We start from the raw sequence: 16,534 nt of genomic DNA, 5'->3' as shown, positions 1-16,534 counted from the left end.
AAGTAGAAAATTAAAGCGATTGAGCGAAATAAAAGTGCCGCTTATCAAGTTTTAACGAGGCGTTAACAAGACTTAACACTGTCAAAACATATTTTTGTTGGATATGTCGACGAAAATCCCTATGCCGCTGAAACAAATAGCCTTAATAACAATCTTAGTGGTCCTTACTTTTGGATGTAAAACTAATGGCTCTGGCGATGGTGACTTTGCCTATGTTGGGGGTGAGATTATCAATCCAAAGAACAAAAACGTTTTACTTTACAATACCAAGGGGAAGATTGCGGATTCACTTACACTAGATACAAACAATCGATTTATCCATAAAATTGAAAATTTAGAACCGGGTATTTATTTAATTACCCATGGTGGGGAATATCAAACGATTTTACTAGAACCTAATGATAGTATTATGTTCCGCTTAAACACCTACGACTTTGATGAGTCTTTGGTGTTTACTGGATTGGGAGCAAAAAAGAATAATTATCTCATTAAAACATATCTTGAAAACGAAGCCGAAGCAAAAAAACTTGTGAAATATGCTACCAACATGGATCCTGAGGATTTTAATGAGTATATTGAGAAAAGACGCCACAAGCAGTTAGATGAATTTCAAAAATTCTTAGAACATAACGATGAGTCTGAATTTTTCAAATCAATCGTTGAAGCAAATATTAATTATAACAGCTATGCAGACAAGGAGATTTATCCTTTTGCTTACTTCGGTAACAATAAACTCATTCATATTAAAGATTTGCCTGAAGAATTTTATGCGCACAGAGCTGTAATCGATTATAATGCGAGTCATCTAAGTCACTTCTTCTCTTACAATCGTTTCTTATTTAGCCATATTGATAATTTAGCAACGCTATCTTACTATAGAAACAATCCTTACCATAGCCAATTTGATAGACACGCTATTGATTATAACAAGTCAAAGCTTGACTTGGTAGATAGTATAATTACAGACGAAACGCTGAGAAACCATTTGTTTAAATACAAAACCAGAGATTTTGTTAGTAATAATCACACGGAAGCAGAAGCCAATGAAATGTTGAATTATTATTTAGCAAGAAGCACAAATGAAGAAGATAAAAAAGGTATGAAGGACCTTGTTGCTTCTCTTAAGTTACTAAGACAAGGTAATCCAATTCCTGATTTGGCTATTATTAACTACGATGATATGGAACACGGCCTTAATGCCATTATTAAAAGGCCTACAATAATTTATTTCTGGTCGTCAAATTCTAAAATGCAATATAGAAATAGTCATTATAAAGTAAAGGAGTTAAAGAAAGACTTCAGTCACGTAGATTTTCTTTCGATTAACCTAAATCGTAATGACGATAAAACTTGGAAGGCGATAATTGATAATTATGACTTTCCAACCAAAAATGAATACAAGTTTAAGTATCCTCAAGAGGCAAGAAAAACTCTTGCTGTAAACTATTTAAACAAGGCCATTATTGTCAATGAATATGGCACTATATTACATCCAAACATCAACATCTTTAAATCTGATTTTAAAGAATTGTTGAGTGAACTTCTGCAAAAAAAGCATCTCATCGCTAAACAATAAGATGCCTTTTATAATTTTATTAATTAGATTTAGTTTCCTTTCTTATAATCTGCTAGAAACTTCTCCAATCCAATATCTGTAAGTGGGTGATTTAACAATCCAGCAATAGATTTAAGTGGACCAGTCATAACATCAGCACCTAATTTTGCACAATCAATAACGTGCATCGTATGACGTACAGAAGCTGCTAATATTTGTGTATCAAAAGCATAATTATCATAAATATGACGAATTTCTGCAATAAGATTTAATCCATCTGTTGAAATATCGTCTAAACGCCCAATAAATGGAGATACATATGTAGCACCTGCTTTTGCAGCTAATAAGGCTTGACCTGGAGAAAATACTAGAGTAACATTTGTTTTAATGCCACGATCAGAAAAGTACTTACAAGCTTTTACACCATCTTTAATCATTGGTAATTTAATAACAATTTGGTCGTGTAATTCTGCTAAGGCCTCCCCTTCTTTAACCATACCTTCAAAATCCGTAGATATCACTTCGGCCGAAACATCTCCATCTACAATATTGCAGATATCAACGTAATGCTTCATGATATTATCTACACCTGTGATACCTTCTTTAGCCATTAATGACGGATTCGTTGTAACACCGTCTAAAATACCCATATCTTGAGCTTCCTTAATCTGATCTAGATTAGCCGTATCAATAAAAAATTTCATAGAAAATTGCTGTGTTTTTAGTTGCTGCGAATTTACAACATTATGAATCCTTAGTACCTAATTTTTTTTAATATATATTAACAAGCATTACGATAATCTATTCCTCTTCAATAATTAAGGTATAGGTCTTAGAGGTTGAGTAATTGCAGAGGCGATCTGGCTCATCAAAATCATTTCTAAATGGTCCATCGACATCCAAGAAAATTGTAATATCAAAAGTTCCAGACACTAGTGGTGTTCCTTCAATACTTATAGTTCTGTAGTTTACAAAATAATCCATACCCAATGGAAGACCAATCACGTCGAAGTAGTAATCATAATCGTCATCTCGTGGCTCATTATTAATTTCTCCGTTAAGAGCAACAAAATAATAACTATCTACAGTTCCGATTGGAAACTGTCTATTATCCAATTCTGGCTCTTTTGGGAAAACGCAAATTGGATCTGTACAACTAAAAACAAAAAGGAATAAAAGAGGCAATAGTAGATATTTATTCATAACAACTAAATTTGAAATATACACCTCAAATAGCGTACCAAAAGCTGCTATAATTTGTAATGGTTCATCAATAATTTTTCATAAACCTTATCAGGTAAGATACGCTTCAACACTATTGAAAATTTCTGCATAAACGCGCCAACCTTATAATGGATTTTAGGGCGCTTTGTTTGTATAATAGCATGAATAGCTCTCGCCATGTCTATCGGGTCATTGCCTTCATCTACGTGCTCATCCATCATCTTTAATGAGTAGCCATATTTTTCTTTATATGGTGAATCCTCAAGTACAGGAGCGTGGTAACGACCAGCTGCAATATTCGTAGCAAAATCGCCTGGTGCAACATTAGTCACTTCAATATTAAAATCCTTTAATTCCATTCTAAACGCTTCTGTCACTAATTCCAAAGCACCTTTACTTGCACTGTAAACACCTCTGTAAGGCAAGCCCATATAACCAGCAATAGATGTAATATTAATAATTAGGCCAGAGTTTTGTAAGCGCATAGATGGTAAAACAGCCTTTATTACATTAATAGGTCCAAAGAAATTTGTCTCAAAGTTTCGCTTTATTTCAGCATCAGGTATTTCCTCGATTGGACCTGTGATTCCAGCTCCAGCATTGTTAATTAAGACATCAATTTTTGATGTACTTGAAAGTACCGTTTCTATACAAGAGGTTATTGTCTCAGGCTTTGTAACGTCTAAAGCAACTATCGGAAATTTACTATTTGGATAATTATCAGGATTTCTGCTAGTTCCATAAACACTAAATCCTTGCTCAGTTAAATATTCACCAATTGATTTTCCAATCCCAGAAGATCCTCCGGTAATTAAAACAACTTTAGACATAAAGACTATAATTTAGATATGCAAAGTACAAATTTAGACCTGAATATAGGGTACAAAAAAAGGCAAGCTACCTACATCACACCGCTACGACCGCGTACCTTTGCTACGTTCCCGTCCTGGAGGATTAAGCAGGAGCTGGTTGTGTAGGACTTGCCGGCTGCAAAGATACAACCTTTTAAAACTTTTACAACCATTTATAAATGAATTTTAAACTGATTTTTTTTAATAACTTGCTTAAAAATTCCGAATTTCTTATGCGTTTATATAACTATATCATTTTGTTTTGTTTAAGTCTCTTTCTTATAAATTGTGGCGAGAATAATACTGAACAGCAAACAGGATTAGCCATCAATATTAATACGAAATCACTCCTATTGGGCGACACTTTAAATCTTACTATAACTAATCCTAAAGATTTAAGTATATCAGAAGTTAGCTTTGCTCTTGACGGAAACCCAATTATTCAGAATGAGGTTTTAAATGAAGTAACGCTTGGCGAAAAAACCCTTACGGCAACCGTGAAATATGATGACCAAACAGAAACCTTGTCAAAAAAAATAAAAATTTACAATAACATTATTCCTGCAATATACACTTATGAGATTGTGAATACCTATCCACACGATATGTCTTCATATACCCAAGGCTTAGAGTTTTTTAATGGAGAATTATATGAAAGTACTGGTCAGTATAAAAAATCTAAACTTAGAAAGGTCAACTTTGAAACAGGTGAAATACTTAAAAATATAGATCTGGATGATAACTTTTTTGGAGAAGGCTTAACCATTCTTAATAACAAGTTATATCAATTAACGTGGAGAGCCAAACGCGGCTTTGTTTACGACGTTAATACATTCGAAAGGCTGAACACCTTTAATTATGGAAATAGCAAAGAAGGTTGGGGCATTTGTAATGACGGTAAAACCTTGTATAAATCTGATGGTACTGAAAAAATCTGGTTATTGAATACTAAAAATCTATCAGAACAACGTCATATTGAAGTTTATACTGAAAAGGGTAAAATCCCAAGCCTAAATGAACTTGAATGGATTAATGGAAAAATCTTTGCCAACATTTACCAAAGAAATGGTGTTGTAATTATTGATCCATCTACAGGAGGTGTTGAGGGAGTTGTTAATTTTGAACCTCTTAAAAAATTAGTAACACAACATGACGAATTAGATGTACTTAATGGTATTGCCTACCATCCAGAACGCGAAACCATTTTTGTAACTGGTAAAAATTGGGATAAGCTGTTTGAAGTTAAAATAAAGAAACAGTAAATTCCAGTTCCCTTACTCAAACCAAGTGTTTACTCATTCTCTATTCTACAACTAATGATAATGATGGTTCTTTGAATTATAAAACAAAGAATCATGAGAAAATCCATTAAAGTTAATATTCCTGAACCTTGTCATGAGGATTGGCACAGAATGTCTCCAAGAGAAAAAGGACGCCATTGCTCAGCTTGTAACAAAACAGTTATGGACTTCACGTCTCAAACCGACGAACAGATTGTAAAAACACTAACCAATACAGAACAAATCTGTGGAAGGTTTAAAACATCACAACTAAATAGGGAAATGGTATTGGCCCGAAAAGATAAAAACAACTACCTGTCTTTAGTTGCAAGTGGTGTTTTGGCCTTTATGACATTGGGTTCCCAAGATATTCTAGCACAAGGAAGCCCTAAAACAGTAAAAATCGATTCTTTAAAAACACCTAAGGTTAAAGGGAAAATCGCACAATCCATTTTAAAAGAAAAAGTAGTTACAGGATTAGTTACCACAGCAGAGGATGGCTTACCACTTCATGGAGCTGCAGTAATCGTTAAAGGTACATCAAGAGGTGCACAAACAGATTTTGATGGAAAATATTCTATAAAAGTATCTGTAGGTGAGATTCTTGAGTTCTTGTATGTTGGACACATAGATTCACAGGTAATAATTGGAAGTTCAAATGAGTACGACGTGATACTGGAACAAGATTCTGCTTTAGACTATGTTCATGTTGTAGGCGGTTACGTTAATTATACTCCAGTTTACACCAATCATTGCAATATGATATATGATGAACCAGAACTCGTTGCTTCTAGAACAGAACGAGAAAAATCAAGACAAATACGAGAGCAAAATAGAAAATGGAAAGAGAGAAACAAAGCTCGTCGTACTCAATGGAAAGCACAGCGTATTGCAAATCGAAATGCAATTAGAAATGGAGAAAAAGAACGTACAGTCTTAGGTAAATTCTTTTATGGAATTAAATCCCTTTTTTCAAAGAAGTAATATCTTTAGGTTTCAATTCACATTAAATGCAAACCTTCGAGAAAATTATAACGGTTTCAGAAGAGGATTTAGATCAACTTAACCATGTTAACAATGTGCGTTATGTACAATGGGTACAAGACATTGCAGAAGCCCATTGGCTTCAAAATGTTACCAAGGACATATTAGACAACTATTTCTGGGTACTGATTAGCCACCACATAGAATACAAAAGCGAAGCAACTTTAGGCGACCAGCTCAAGATTAAAACCTTTGTGTCAAAATCTGAAGGAGTTTCATCGATAAGACATGTAGAAATTTCAAACCTCAACACCAATAAAATAGCTACTATCTCTGAGACAAAATGGTGTTTTATGGATATTAGAACAAAACGACCGACGCGCATTACACCAGAAGTTGTGTCTTTATTTGATTAACAAATTTTTAGGTTAAAGTTTTATAAATCCGTTGAAACAATTCAAGGGAATACTGTTTCTTTAGTACACCAATTTTTCTCGATGCGCTATTTAGTCTTTTTAATTTCACTATTACTTCTGTCTGTCAATATCCATGGGCAAACTATTGAAGGTAAAGTCTTCGATTCTTTTGCGGTGGTGAAAGACATGAAAGTACTCAACAAAACGCAGAATAGATTAACGGTTACGGATCAAGATGGAAATTTTAGTATTGTAGCACGAGTCAACGATACCTTAACTTTCAATTCTATATTCTATCACCCACTAAAAGTGGTATTAAAGCCCTATCATTTTGAGGATATCAGCATTTTCGAAGTCAAAAAAGTAACGAGTCAGTTAGATGAAGTAAATATTAAAGCAGCGCCTGAACAGCCCGTTTTTAAAGAAGAGACATACAATGAGGAACTTCACAATTTAATTAAAGAAGATATTAAACGAAACCCTCACCTCTACAGTGCGCCAAACGCACAATATGGTTTGGACTTTATTTATCTTTTTAAGCAAATCACAAAACTTTTTAAACGTAAAAAACCAAAAAAAGAAGAAGAGACGTTTATCACTTACAAACAACTCAGTGCACTAATTGAGAATCATAGTTTTTTCAATTCCCAACTCATTACCAAAGACTTAAAAATTCCAGAAGAACATAAATTTCTTTTTCTAGAATTTTGTGCTGCCAAGGGTATTAGTTCAGACTTACTAAAAGAAAAACATCGTATGATGTTACTGGAAAAATTTGTTGTTAACAGTCAACTATTTCTTATTATCCTTGAGGAATATGGCGAAGAAAACGTAAAGAAAGATTAAGTAATTATTATAATTAGTACTGATCATAATAACTGATAACTTCAAAAGTTATATTTTTAAGCCAATTAAAAATTACACTGTGAAACGTATTCTGTCTTTTCTTATCTGTTTAATCGTTTTAGTATTCTGGAGTTCTTGTCGTAACGACTTTGATTTTTCGCCAAGTACTGGTGATTTAAGGTTTGAAAGGGATACGGTTTATCTAGATACCGTTTTCTCAAATATTGGCTCTAGTACTTATAATCTGAAGGTTTACAACCGAAGCGACAATGATATTGTTATTCCGACCATTCAGTTAGAAAATGGCACAAGTTCTTTCTATAGAATGAATGTAGATGGAACTACTGGCTTAGAAGGTGCACAAGAAGGAAAGTTTTTTGAAAATGTTGAATTATTAGCCAATGACAGTCTCTTTATTTTTATTGAAACAACCATAGATATTGAAGCATTGTCTAATTCGGACACGCAATTCCTTTATACAGACAGAATTTTATTCGATTCAGGTAACAACCAACAAGATGTAGACCTGGTAACTTTAGTCAAAGATGCAGTTTTTATTTATCCAAATAGAGATGCTACTACAGGCATTATAGAGACTTTAACGTTCGATGTTGATGGTGATGGTACTCCAGATGAAACCACCCTACAAGGGCGTTTTCTCGACACTGATGAACTCACTTTCACCAATGAAAAACCCTATGTCATTTACGGATATGCAGGTGTAGGTGATGGACAGACTTTAACAATGGAAGCTGGAGCTCGTGTGCATTTTCACGCAGATTCTGGACTCATAGTTACTCAGGGAGGAACTCTAAATATTAATGGTGAATTTAGTACTGACCAAGATGCTTTGGAAAATGAAGTCATTTTAGAGGGAGATCGATTAGAACCTTTATTCACAGACGTACCTGGACAATGGGGAACGATTTGGTTGTTTAATGGAAGTGCAAATAATACCATTAATTATGCAACAATAAAAAACGCAACCATTGGTATTCTATCTGAAGGAAACCAAGACGCAGCTGTCGATAAACTAACCATAAGTAACAGTCAGATCTATAATTCAAGTGGCTTTGGTATTTTAGGTAGAGCAACGTCCATAGCAGCTGAAAATGTGGTTATCAATAATACTGGACAGTCGTCATTTGCTGGTACCTTAGGAGGTAAATATAACTTTGTACATTGTACCATTGCTAATTATTGGAATAGCAGTTTTAGACAATTTCCTTCAGTTTTACTTAACGATTTTGTGGTTGACGAAAATAACACAGTATTCACTAATAGTTTAACGGAGGCTAACTTTACGAATTGCATTATTTATGGTAATGACGATCCTGAAATTTTATTAGATGATCAAGGTCCAGTGTTCAATTATAAGTTTACCAATTGTCTTATAAGGTTAGATTCTGATTTATTCGGTACTGGCAACTATCAGACCGATGACACTACCTTTTACGAAGGAAACCTGTTTAATACAGATCCAGAGTTTCAAGATCCATTTGAAAACCTCATGCGTATACCAGAAGAATCTGGCGCTAATTGTGTAGCATTACCATTAATGCCAGCAGGATTTGATTTATTACAAAATCCAAGAGATAATAGCAGCCCTGATGCTGGTGCCTATGAGAGTTCCGTTTTTGACAATGAGGACTAAAAAAGCCTCCTATACTAAGAGGCTTAATTTCTATATTGTCTTTTAATTATTATCCATTAAAAAGCGGACGACCTTCCATGAGTTCATTCACTTTTGCAGCAACTCCTTCTAAGACAGCTTCATTTTCGTAATTCATGATAACTTCATCAATCAAATCAACAACGTAGCTCATATCGTTTTCTTTTAAACCTCTTGTTGTGATTGCAGGCGTCCCTACTCTAATTCCTGAGGTTACAAATGGTGACTCTGTATCAAATGGCACCATATTTTTATTTACCGTAATATCCGCTTTTACTAAGGCGTTCTCAGCATCTTTTCCAGTAATATTTTTATTTCTAAGATCAATTAACATCATATGGTTATCTGTACCACCAGAGATTAAATGGTAATTCTTAGCAACAAAAGCTTTTGCCATAGCATCAGCATTTTTCTTTACCTGAAGCATATAATGTAAGAAATCATCAGTTAAGGCTTCTCCAAAAGCGATTGCCTTGGCAGCAATAACGTGTTCTAGCGGACCACCTTGATTTCCCGGAAAAACGCCAGAATCTAACAGACCTGACATTTTACGAAGTTTACCACTTTTTAGCGTGATTCCGAATGGGTTGTCCATATTCTCTCCCATCATAATCATACCACCTCTAGGTCCTCTTAAAGTCTTGTGCGTCGTGGTGGTCACCACATGACAATGCGGCATCGGATCACTAAGAATGCCTTTGGCTATCAAACCAGAAGGGTGCGAAATATCAGCTAATAGTACAGCACCAACATTATCTGCAACTTCTCTAAATTTAGCAAAATCAATATCTCGTGAATATGCTGAAGCACCAGCTATAATTAGCTTTGGCTGTTCCTTTTCAGCAACATCAGACAACATATCGTAATCTATATATCCTGTGTCTTTCTTTACACCATAAAATGTTGGTCGATATAATCTACCCGAAAAATTAACTGGAGAACCATGAGTTAAATGCCCACCATGAGATAAATCAAAACCTAAAATAGTGTCACCAGGTTTTAAACAAGCATGAAAAACAGCTGTATTAGCTTGACTTCCAGAATGTGGTTGTACATTAGCATAAGCGGCACCGAACAAGGTTTTAGCGCGTTCAATGGCAATATTCTCAACTTCATCTACTACTTCACATCCACCATAATAACGTTTCCCTGGATAGCCTTCAGCATACTTATTTGTGAGCACAGATCCGGTAGCCTCCATTACCTGATCACTCGTAAAATTTTCAGAAGCAATAAGTTCTATTCCTTCGGTTTGGCGCACTCTTTCAGCATTAATAAGTTCAAAAATTTGTTCGTCGCGTTGCATAAATAAAGTCTTTGTTAAATCCAAAACAAAAATAAGCAATACATTAGTTTTAATATTAAAAAATCACTAGGTTTGAATAGAAATTAATGAACATTTAATCAACAACAGCACTATGCCATTATCAGCAAATAATCCAAACAGAACATCTTGGTTATACGTCAATAAATATTCTGATTTTCCGATTCAAAATATTCCATTTGGTGTGTTTTTAACGAAAGAAGATATTATAACGATTGGAACTAGAATTGGTGATACTGCAATTGACTTAGGTGCCTTACATCAATTGGGTTATTTTGATGGTATTCCATTAACCGATGATATTTTCCTTCAGGATTCGTTAAACGACTTTATTGCGGATGGAAGAAAGACGTGGCGTGCGGTTAGAAATCGTGTTGCTGAAATTTTTGATGCTAATAACGACGAACTCAAGAATAACAATAAGCATAAAGAAATCATTTGCTTCAGATTAGATGAAATTGAAATGCAAATGCCAGTACAAGTTGGAGACTACACTGATTTTTATGCAAGTAAAGAGCATGCTACTAACGTTGGTACCATGTTTCGTGGTAAGGAAAATGCGTTAATGCCAAATTGGCTCCACTTACCAGTAGGTTATCATGGTCGTAGTTCTTCGATTGTGACAACTCACATTCCTATTCATAGACCACAAGGTCAAACCATGCCAGAAGGTGCCGACAAACCTGTTTTTGGTCCTAGTAATTTGGTAGATTTTGAATTAGAAATGGCCTTTATTACAACAGACGCTAATGATTTAGGCGAACCGATACCGATTGAAGAAGCTGAAGAATATATCTTTGGTTTAGTCGTGTTTAACGATTGGTCAGCAAGAGATATCCAGAAATGGGAATACGTACCATTAGGTCCTTTTTTAGGTAAAAACTTTGCATCAACCATTTCTCCTTGGATAGTCACTTTAGATGCACTTGAACCATTTAGAGTTGAAGGTCCAAAGCAAGATCCTAAACCACTACCTTATCTTCAAACCAAAGGCAAGCAAAGCTTTGATATTAATCTCGAGGTTGGTATCATTCCACAGGGTGGGAAAGAAACTACAGTTTGTAAATCCAATTTTAAGCATATGTATTGGAGTATGCCGCAACAGTTGGCTCATCATACCGTAAATGGGTGCCCTGTAAATTCTGGAGATATGATGGGAAGTGGCACCATCTCCGGACCTACAGAAGATTCTTTTGGATCAATGCTCGAATTGACTTGGAAAGGTACCAAACCATTAAAACTGAAGGATGGATCAGAACGTAAATTTATAAACGATTATGACACCGTAGTCATGCGAGGCTATTGTGAGAATGATGACGTAAGAATTGGGTTTGGACAGGTAAAAACTCAATTGTTACCAGTATTTAATCCAAAAAAGAAGAAATAGATAACAACACTTTTTAATTAACATAAAGCACTCATTTATAGTGCTTTATTTTTTTGGCATAATCTTTGGTTTATACTACGTATAACCCAAAAAATACAAGATTATGAAACGATTTTTACTATTTGCAGTCCTTGTTTCGGTACTGGTATCTTGTAGTGCCAAAAAACAAATTGAACAAGCCATCAGTCATGGCAATTATGACCAAGCTATTTCTGAGGCTTTAAGAAAATTAGAGAATAACAAAGACAAAAAACGTAAGCACGCCTACGTCATCATGTTAAAGAATGCTTATGATAAAGTCTTGCAAGAAGATTTGGCATATATCAATTATTTAAAGAAAGATGGTAATGAATCTTATTACAAAACCATCTATGAAACCTATGTAGATCTAGAAGCTCGACAAAATGCTATTAAACGCATATTACCACTTCAAGTCAATGGTAAAGAGATCTCGTTTGTATTTAATGATTATTCAAGTGCATTAGTTGATTACAGATATAAAACCTCTGACTATTTAACGGATAAAGGTTTAGACCTATTAGATACTGAAGACAAAATCAGTGCGAGAGAAGCCTATACTCTTTTTGATTATGTGGATTCGATTAATCCAGATTTTGAAAACGTCAAAGCATTGATGCAGGAAGCGCATCAAGCTGGAATAGATTATGTACATGTGTCTATTAAAAATCATACACAACAAATCATACCAGAACGTTTAGAAGCTGAACTATTAGATTTTAATACCTATGGTTTAAACCAATTTTGGACAAGATATCATGCTACTGTAGATGAGAAGATCAATTATAATTTTGCAATGGAATTACAATTAAAGCAAATAAATATATCACCAGAACGTATTAATGAGCGACAAATTCTAAGAGAACGTCAAATTATTGATGGCTGGGACTATCTGCTAGACGATAATGGCAATGTGGCTAAAGACAGTCTTGGTAATGATATTAAGATTGACCGTATAGTTAATGTTAGAGCACGCTTTTATGAAGTTTTACAAACCAAATCATCTCAAGTTATAGCAGAAATGGTCTATAAAGATCTTAAAGAAAATCAAATCAGAGATCACTTCACAATTGATAGTGGATTTACATTTGAAAATGTGTTTGGACATTTTCGAGGTGATAGACGCGCGTTAAACAATCAAGATAGAGCGCTCTTAAGAGAACAGCAGGTAAGATTTCCCTCAGACGAACAAATGGTATTTGATTCTGGTGAGGATCTTAAACTACAGCTCAAACAAATTATAAATAACTATCGATTAGATGGTTAAAATAAAAACCCTCTCAAAATTTGAGAGGGTTTTTATATTAAGGTATTCAAATTCATATCAATTATACCACCATGAGAAGCATGTGCTACCGCTACTTCATTCTTTATAACTAATAACTGAGGTGATTGATGCAGTACTTGAAATTGATAACCAACCTCGTTAGATACCTCACGATAGTTCAATAGATCGAGATAATATAAATCGGCATTTGCATCAGTATTATATAACTCTGAAAATTGACTCATAACCATTCTACTGATGCCACATCGGGTAGAATGCTTAAAAATTAGCTGCGTTTTTAATTTTGATTTTTCAGAGATTGAGTTTAACTGCCCAAGTGTTGTTAAAGGAATCCAAGGCAATACTTTTTCTTCTTTAGGTTCTTTTGAACCAAACAATTTTTTAAACATTTATTTTCGATAATTAATAATCAACAATATTATAATACGCAGATACAAATTCAACAGAATTTGCAAAACCCAAATCATGGCTAGATTCAGCCTCAAAAGTATAAATACATTCACTATTTGCATCTATCATATAGCAAGGACTAGAATTTGTACCTATTGTCGTAGTCTCTAGACCATCCGTATTTATTGTAATTTGTGCACCACCAATAACTTGAAAATTATTAGGATTGGTAAATTTAAACTGATACTCTAACCTAGAGCTATTATTACCTGTATCTGATGTATATTCAAAATAAATCAAATCGGTAATCACTTCTAAAGGCTCGACTTCGTCAGCTGAACCATCAGAGCTACAGCTCATGCATAGGGTAAAACCAGCAAGTAACCAAAATATTTTTCTCATACAAAACAATACTTTAAAGACAAAAAGTCATGAAATTGTGCGCTAAACAAGACATTTTGTCGTTTTATTTAAGACAATTACACTTGGTAAGATTCTTGAGTAAAGATAAACAAACAGAATAAAAAAATTGAAAATATATAAAAGATGAATTTTAATAATTATACCATAAAATCACAAGAAGCCATTCAGCGAGCACAACAACTTGCTCAAGGCTTTGGGCATCAGCAGATAGAAAATGAACACATTTTCAAAGCAATTTTTGATGTCGATGAAAACGTGTTACCGTTTCTACTTAAAAAGTTGAATGTTAACGTTTCGTTGTTACAACAAATATTAGATAAAGAAATCGAAAGTTTCTCTAAAGTTTCTGGAGCTGACTTAATGTTATCAAGAGAGGCTGGTAAAGCTTTAACCGAGGCCTCTAATATCGCTCAGAAGACAAACGATGATTTTGTTACCATAGAACATCTCATTGTAGCCATATTTAAATCTAAAAGTAAAATTGCACAAATCTTAAAAGATCAGGGCGTTACTGAAAAAGGGCTAAATACAGCCATTGACGAATTGCGTAAGGGAGATCGCGTGACTTCTCAAAGTCAGGAGGACACCTACAATTCATTAAATAAATATGCTAAAAACTTAAATCAATTAGCAAAGGACGGCAAGCTTGATCCAGTCATTGGGCGCGATGAAGAGATTCGTAGAATATTACAAATCTTATCGAGACGTACTAAGAATAACCCAATCTTAGTTGGAGAACCTGGAACCGGAAAAACTGCTATTGCCGAAGGTCTAGCGCATCGAATTATTGATGGCGATATACCAGAAAATCTTAAAGACAAACAGATTTATGCCCTTGATATGGGTGCCCTAATTGCGGGCGCTAAATTTAAAGGTGAATTTGAAGAGCGTTTAAAAGCGGTGATTAAGGAAGTGACTGCTAGCGATGGAGATATTGTACTCTTTATTGATGAAATACACACCCTTGTGGGTGCTGGAGGTGGTCAAGGTGCTATGGATGCTGCAAATATCTTAAAACCGGCATTGGCCAGAGGTGAACTTAGAGCTATAGGTGCAACAACCTTAGATGAATATCAAAAGTATTTTGAACAAGACAAAGCGCTCGAACGTCGGTTCCAAAAAGTAACGGTTAATGAACCGGATACTGAAAGTGCCATCTCTATTCTGCGTGGTATTAAAGAAAAGTATGAAACCCATCATAAGGTACGCATAAAAGACGAGGCTATTATTGGAGCTGTTGAATTATCTAACAGATACATCACCAATAGATTCTTACCAGATAAGGCTATTGACCTTATGGATGAAGCGGCTTCTAAATTGCGTATGGAGATCAATTCTAAGCCTGAAGAATTAGATGTTCTGGATAGAAAAATAATGCAATTAGAAATTGAGCATGAAGCCATAAAACGTGAAAAAGATGAAGCCAAATTAAAATCTTTAAAAGCAGATTTAGCCAATCTTAAAGAGGAACGAAATGAGCTAAATGCTAAATGGAAAAGTGAAAAGGAAACAGTTGAAAATGTTCAGAATGTAAAACAGGATATTGAAAATTTCAAGCTAGAAGCCGAACGCGCAGAGCGTGAAGGAGACTATGGTAAGGTAGCTGAAATACGTTATGGAAAAATTAAAGAAGCGACCGAACAACTAGAAACTTTACAAAAACAATTGGCAGCACAACAAGAAACTGCATTAATTAAAGAGGAAGTCACTTATGAAGATATTGCCGATGTAGTAGCCAAGTGGACAGGGATTCCTGTAACTAAAATGATTCAGAGTGAGCGAGAAAAATTGCTGAATCTTGAAGATGAACTACACAAACGTGTGGTTGGACAAGAAGAAGCCATTGAAGCAGTTAGTGATGCCGTAAGACGATCACGAGCTGGACTCCAAAACCCTCAAAAGCCAATTGGAACATTCTTATTCCTCGGAACAACTGGCGTCGGTAAAACTGAGCTCGCTAAGGCCTTGGCTGAATATTTATTCGATGATGAAAATGCCATGACCAGAATTGATATGAGTGAATATCAAGAGCGTCATGCAGTGAGTAGATTGGTTGGTGCGCCCCCAGGGTACGTTGGCTATGACGAAGGCGGTCAATTAACAGAAGCTGTGAGAAGAAAGCCATATTCTGTTGTATTACTAGATGAAATAGAAAAAGCCCATCCAGACACCTTTAATATTCTATTACAAGTCTTAGATGAAGGACGTTTAACCGATAATAAAGGGCGTGTTGCGGATTTTAAAAACACGATTATCATTATGACCTCGAATATGGGTAGTCAAATCATACAAGAACGATTTGAAGCCACTAAAGACATTCAAACAGCCATTGAAGGTGCCAAAATTGATGTTCTAGGGTTATTGAAGCAAAGTGTTAGACCTGAGTTTTTGAATCGTATAGATGATACCATTATGTTTACTCCACTTTCTAAAGAAAACATTGTAGACATTGTAGGATTACAACTTAAAAGTGTAACTAAAATGATTGCTAAGCAAGGTATAACCTTTGACGCTACACCTGAGGCTAAGGCCTATTTAGCGGAAAAAGGATATAATCCAGAATATGGTGCAAGACCAGTAAAACGCGTAATTCAGAAAGATGTCCTTAATCAATTGAGTAAAGAAATACTAGCAGGACAAGTAACAACAGACAGTATTATATTACTGGATGAATTTGACGATAAATTGGTGTTTAGAAATCAAGGCGACTTGGTTGTAGAGGAATTATAAACACGGTGTAACATAATCGCTTAAAATCAGTCTATATAATGATTGGTTGGTTAAAGCAACACGGATTTCAAGCCGAATCGCTATCGGTAGTTTGATGTGTTGCTTTCCTTTTGTAACAAATTTAAATTTTAAGCTACCAATAGGTC

Annotated in this window: 15 protein-coding genes and 1 other RNA gene; 9 read left to right on the top strand and 7 right to left on the bottom strand. The window is 34.8% G+C overall.

Annotated elements, in window-relative coordinates; translation table 11 throughout:
* The first annotated feature begins 103 nt into the window (after positions 1–103).
* The gene (locus HRU49_RS01620; RefSeq protein WP_296353473.1) at positions 104–1,576 is read left to right on the top strand and encodes a hypothetical protein; all 1,473 of its coding nucleotides are present in this window, start codon (positions 104–106) and stop codon (positions 1,574–1,576) included.
* 29 nt (positions 1,577–1,605) lie between these two features.
* On the opposite strand, the gene fsa is transcribed toward HRU49_RS01620, so the two are convergent.
* The 4 genes from fsa to ffs all read right to left on the bottom strand — a co-directional run bounded on the left by fsa (position 1,606) and on the right by ffs (position 3,765).
* Positions 1,606–2,259 carry a fructose-6-phosphate aldolase gene (gene fsa, locus HRU49_RS01615; protein ID WP_296353471.1) on the bottom strand — a complete coding sequence of 218 codons (654 nt, stop codon included), beginning with the start codon at positions 2,257–2,259 and terminating at the stop codon, positions 1,606–1,608.
* A gap of 97 nt (positions 2,260–2,356) precedes the next feature.
* A complete protein-coding gene (locus HRU49_RS01610) occupies positions 2,357–2,758 on the bottom strand; it encodes a hypothetical protein (protein WP_296353469.1) in 402 nt (133 codons plus the stop codon).
* 47 nt (positions 2,759–2,805) lie between these two features.
* Positions 2,806–3,609, bottom strand: coding sequence for an SDR family oxidoreductase (locus tag HRU49_RS01605; protein ID WP_296353468.1), 804 nt, complete (start codon positions 3,607–3,609; stop codon positions 2,806–2,808).
* Between the two features lie 57 nt (positions 3,610–3,666).
* Positions 3,667–3,765, bottom strand: an RNA gene (gene ffs, locus HRU49_RS01600) — signal recognition particle sRNA small type.
* Between the two features lie 98 nt (positions 3,766–3,863).
* Between ffs and HRU49_RS01595 the strand changes: the two genes are divergently transcribed.
* The 5 genes from HRU49_RS01595 (at position 3,864) to HRU49_RS01575 (ending at position 8,810) form a co-directional block, all read left to right on the top strand.
* Positions 3,864–4,892, top strand: a complete 1,029-nt coding sequence (locus HRU49_RS01595) for a glutaminyl-peptide cyclotransferase (RefSeq protein ID WP_296353466.1) — start codon at positions 3,864–3,866, stop codon at positions 4,890–4,892.
* A gap of 93 nt (positions 4,893–4,985) precedes the next feature.
* Positions 4,986–5,894: a carboxypeptidase-like regulatory domain-containing protein gene (locus HRU49_RS01590; RefSeq protein ID WP_296353465.1), complete on the top strand. Its 909-nt coding sequence runs from the start codon at positions 4,986–4,988 to the stop codon at positions 5,892–5,894.
* Positions 5,895–5,920: 26 nt separating this feature from the next.
* Positions 5,921–6,310, top strand: coding sequence for a thioesterase family protein (locus HRU49_RS01585; protein WP_296353463.1), 390 nt, complete (start codon positions 5,921–5,923; stop codon positions 6,308–6,310).
* 81 nt (positions 6,311–6,391) lie between these two features.
* The gene (locus HRU49_RS01580; RefSeq protein ID WP_296353461.1) at positions 6,392–7,156 is read left to right on the top strand and encodes a hypothetical protein; all 765 of its coding nucleotides are present in this window, start codon (positions 6,392–6,394) and stop codon (positions 7,154–7,156) included.
* Positions 7,157–7,235: 79 nt separating this feature from the next.
* Positions 7,236–8,810, top strand: a complete 1,575-nt coding sequence (locus HRU49_RS01575; protein WP_296353459.1) for a hypothetical protein — start codon at positions 7,236–7,238, stop codon at positions 8,808–8,810.
* A 49-nt stretch (positions 8,811–8,859) separates the two neighbouring features.
* Here HRU49_RS01575 and glyA read toward each other — a convergent pair whose 3' ends face one another.
* Positions 8,860–10,134, bottom strand: coding sequence for a serine hydroxymethyltransferase (gene glyA, locus HRU49_RS01570; RefSeq protein ID WP_296353457.1), 1,275 nt, complete (start codon positions 10,132–10,134; stop codon positions 8,860–8,862).
* Between the two features lie 112 nt (positions 10,135–10,246).
* Between glyA and fahA the strand changes: the two genes are divergently transcribed.
* Positions 10,247–11,539, top strand: a complete 1,293-nt coding sequence (gene fahA, locus HRU49_RS01565) for a fumarylacetoacetase (protein ID WP_296353455.1) — start codon at positions 10,247–10,249, stop codon at positions 11,537–11,539.
* 103 nt (positions 11,540–11,642) lie between these two features.
* Positions 11,643–12,824 carry a hypothetical protein gene (locus HRU49_RS01560; RefSeq protein ID WP_296353454.1) on the top strand — a complete coding sequence of 394 codons (1,182 nt, stop codon included), beginning with the start codon at positions 11,643–11,645 and terminating at the stop codon, positions 12,822–12,824.
* Positions 12,825–12,856: 32 nt separating this feature from the next.
* Here the strand turns inward: HRU49_RS01560 and ytxJ are convergent, their stop codons facing one another.
* Positions 12,857–13,234: a bacillithiol system redox-active protein YtxJ gene (ytxJ, locus tag HRU49_RS01555; RefSeq protein WP_296353451.1), complete on the bottom strand. Its 378-nt coding sequence runs from the start codon at positions 13,232–13,234 to the stop codon at positions 12,857–12,859.
* A gap of 13 nt (positions 13,235–13,247) precedes the next feature.
* Positions 13,248–13,637 (bottom strand): hypothetical protein, encoded by a 390-nt coding sequence (locus HRU49_RS01550; protein WP_296353450.1) that lies wholly within the window; start codon positions 13,635–13,637, stop codon positions 13,248–13,250.
* 144 nt (positions 13,638–13,781) lie between these two features.
* Here HRU49_RS01550 and clpB point away from each other — a divergent pair, with 144 nt between their 5' ends.
* Positions 13,782–16,388 (top strand): ATP-dependent chaperone ClpB, encoded by a 2,607-nt coding sequence (gene clpB, locus HRU49_RS01545; protein WP_296353449.1) that lies wholly within the window; start codon positions 13,782–13,784, stop codon positions 16,386–16,388.
* Positions 16,389–16,534 lie beyond the last annotated feature (146 nt).

This window comes from Winogradskyella sp. (assembly GCF_013213975.1).
Classification (GTDB): Bacteria; Bacteroidota; Bacteroidia; order Flavobacteriales; family Flavobacteriaceae; genus Winogradskyella.
The sequence above is the reverse complement of the archived record's forward strand: the minus strand, read 5'-3'. Positions and strand labels throughout refer to the sequence as shown.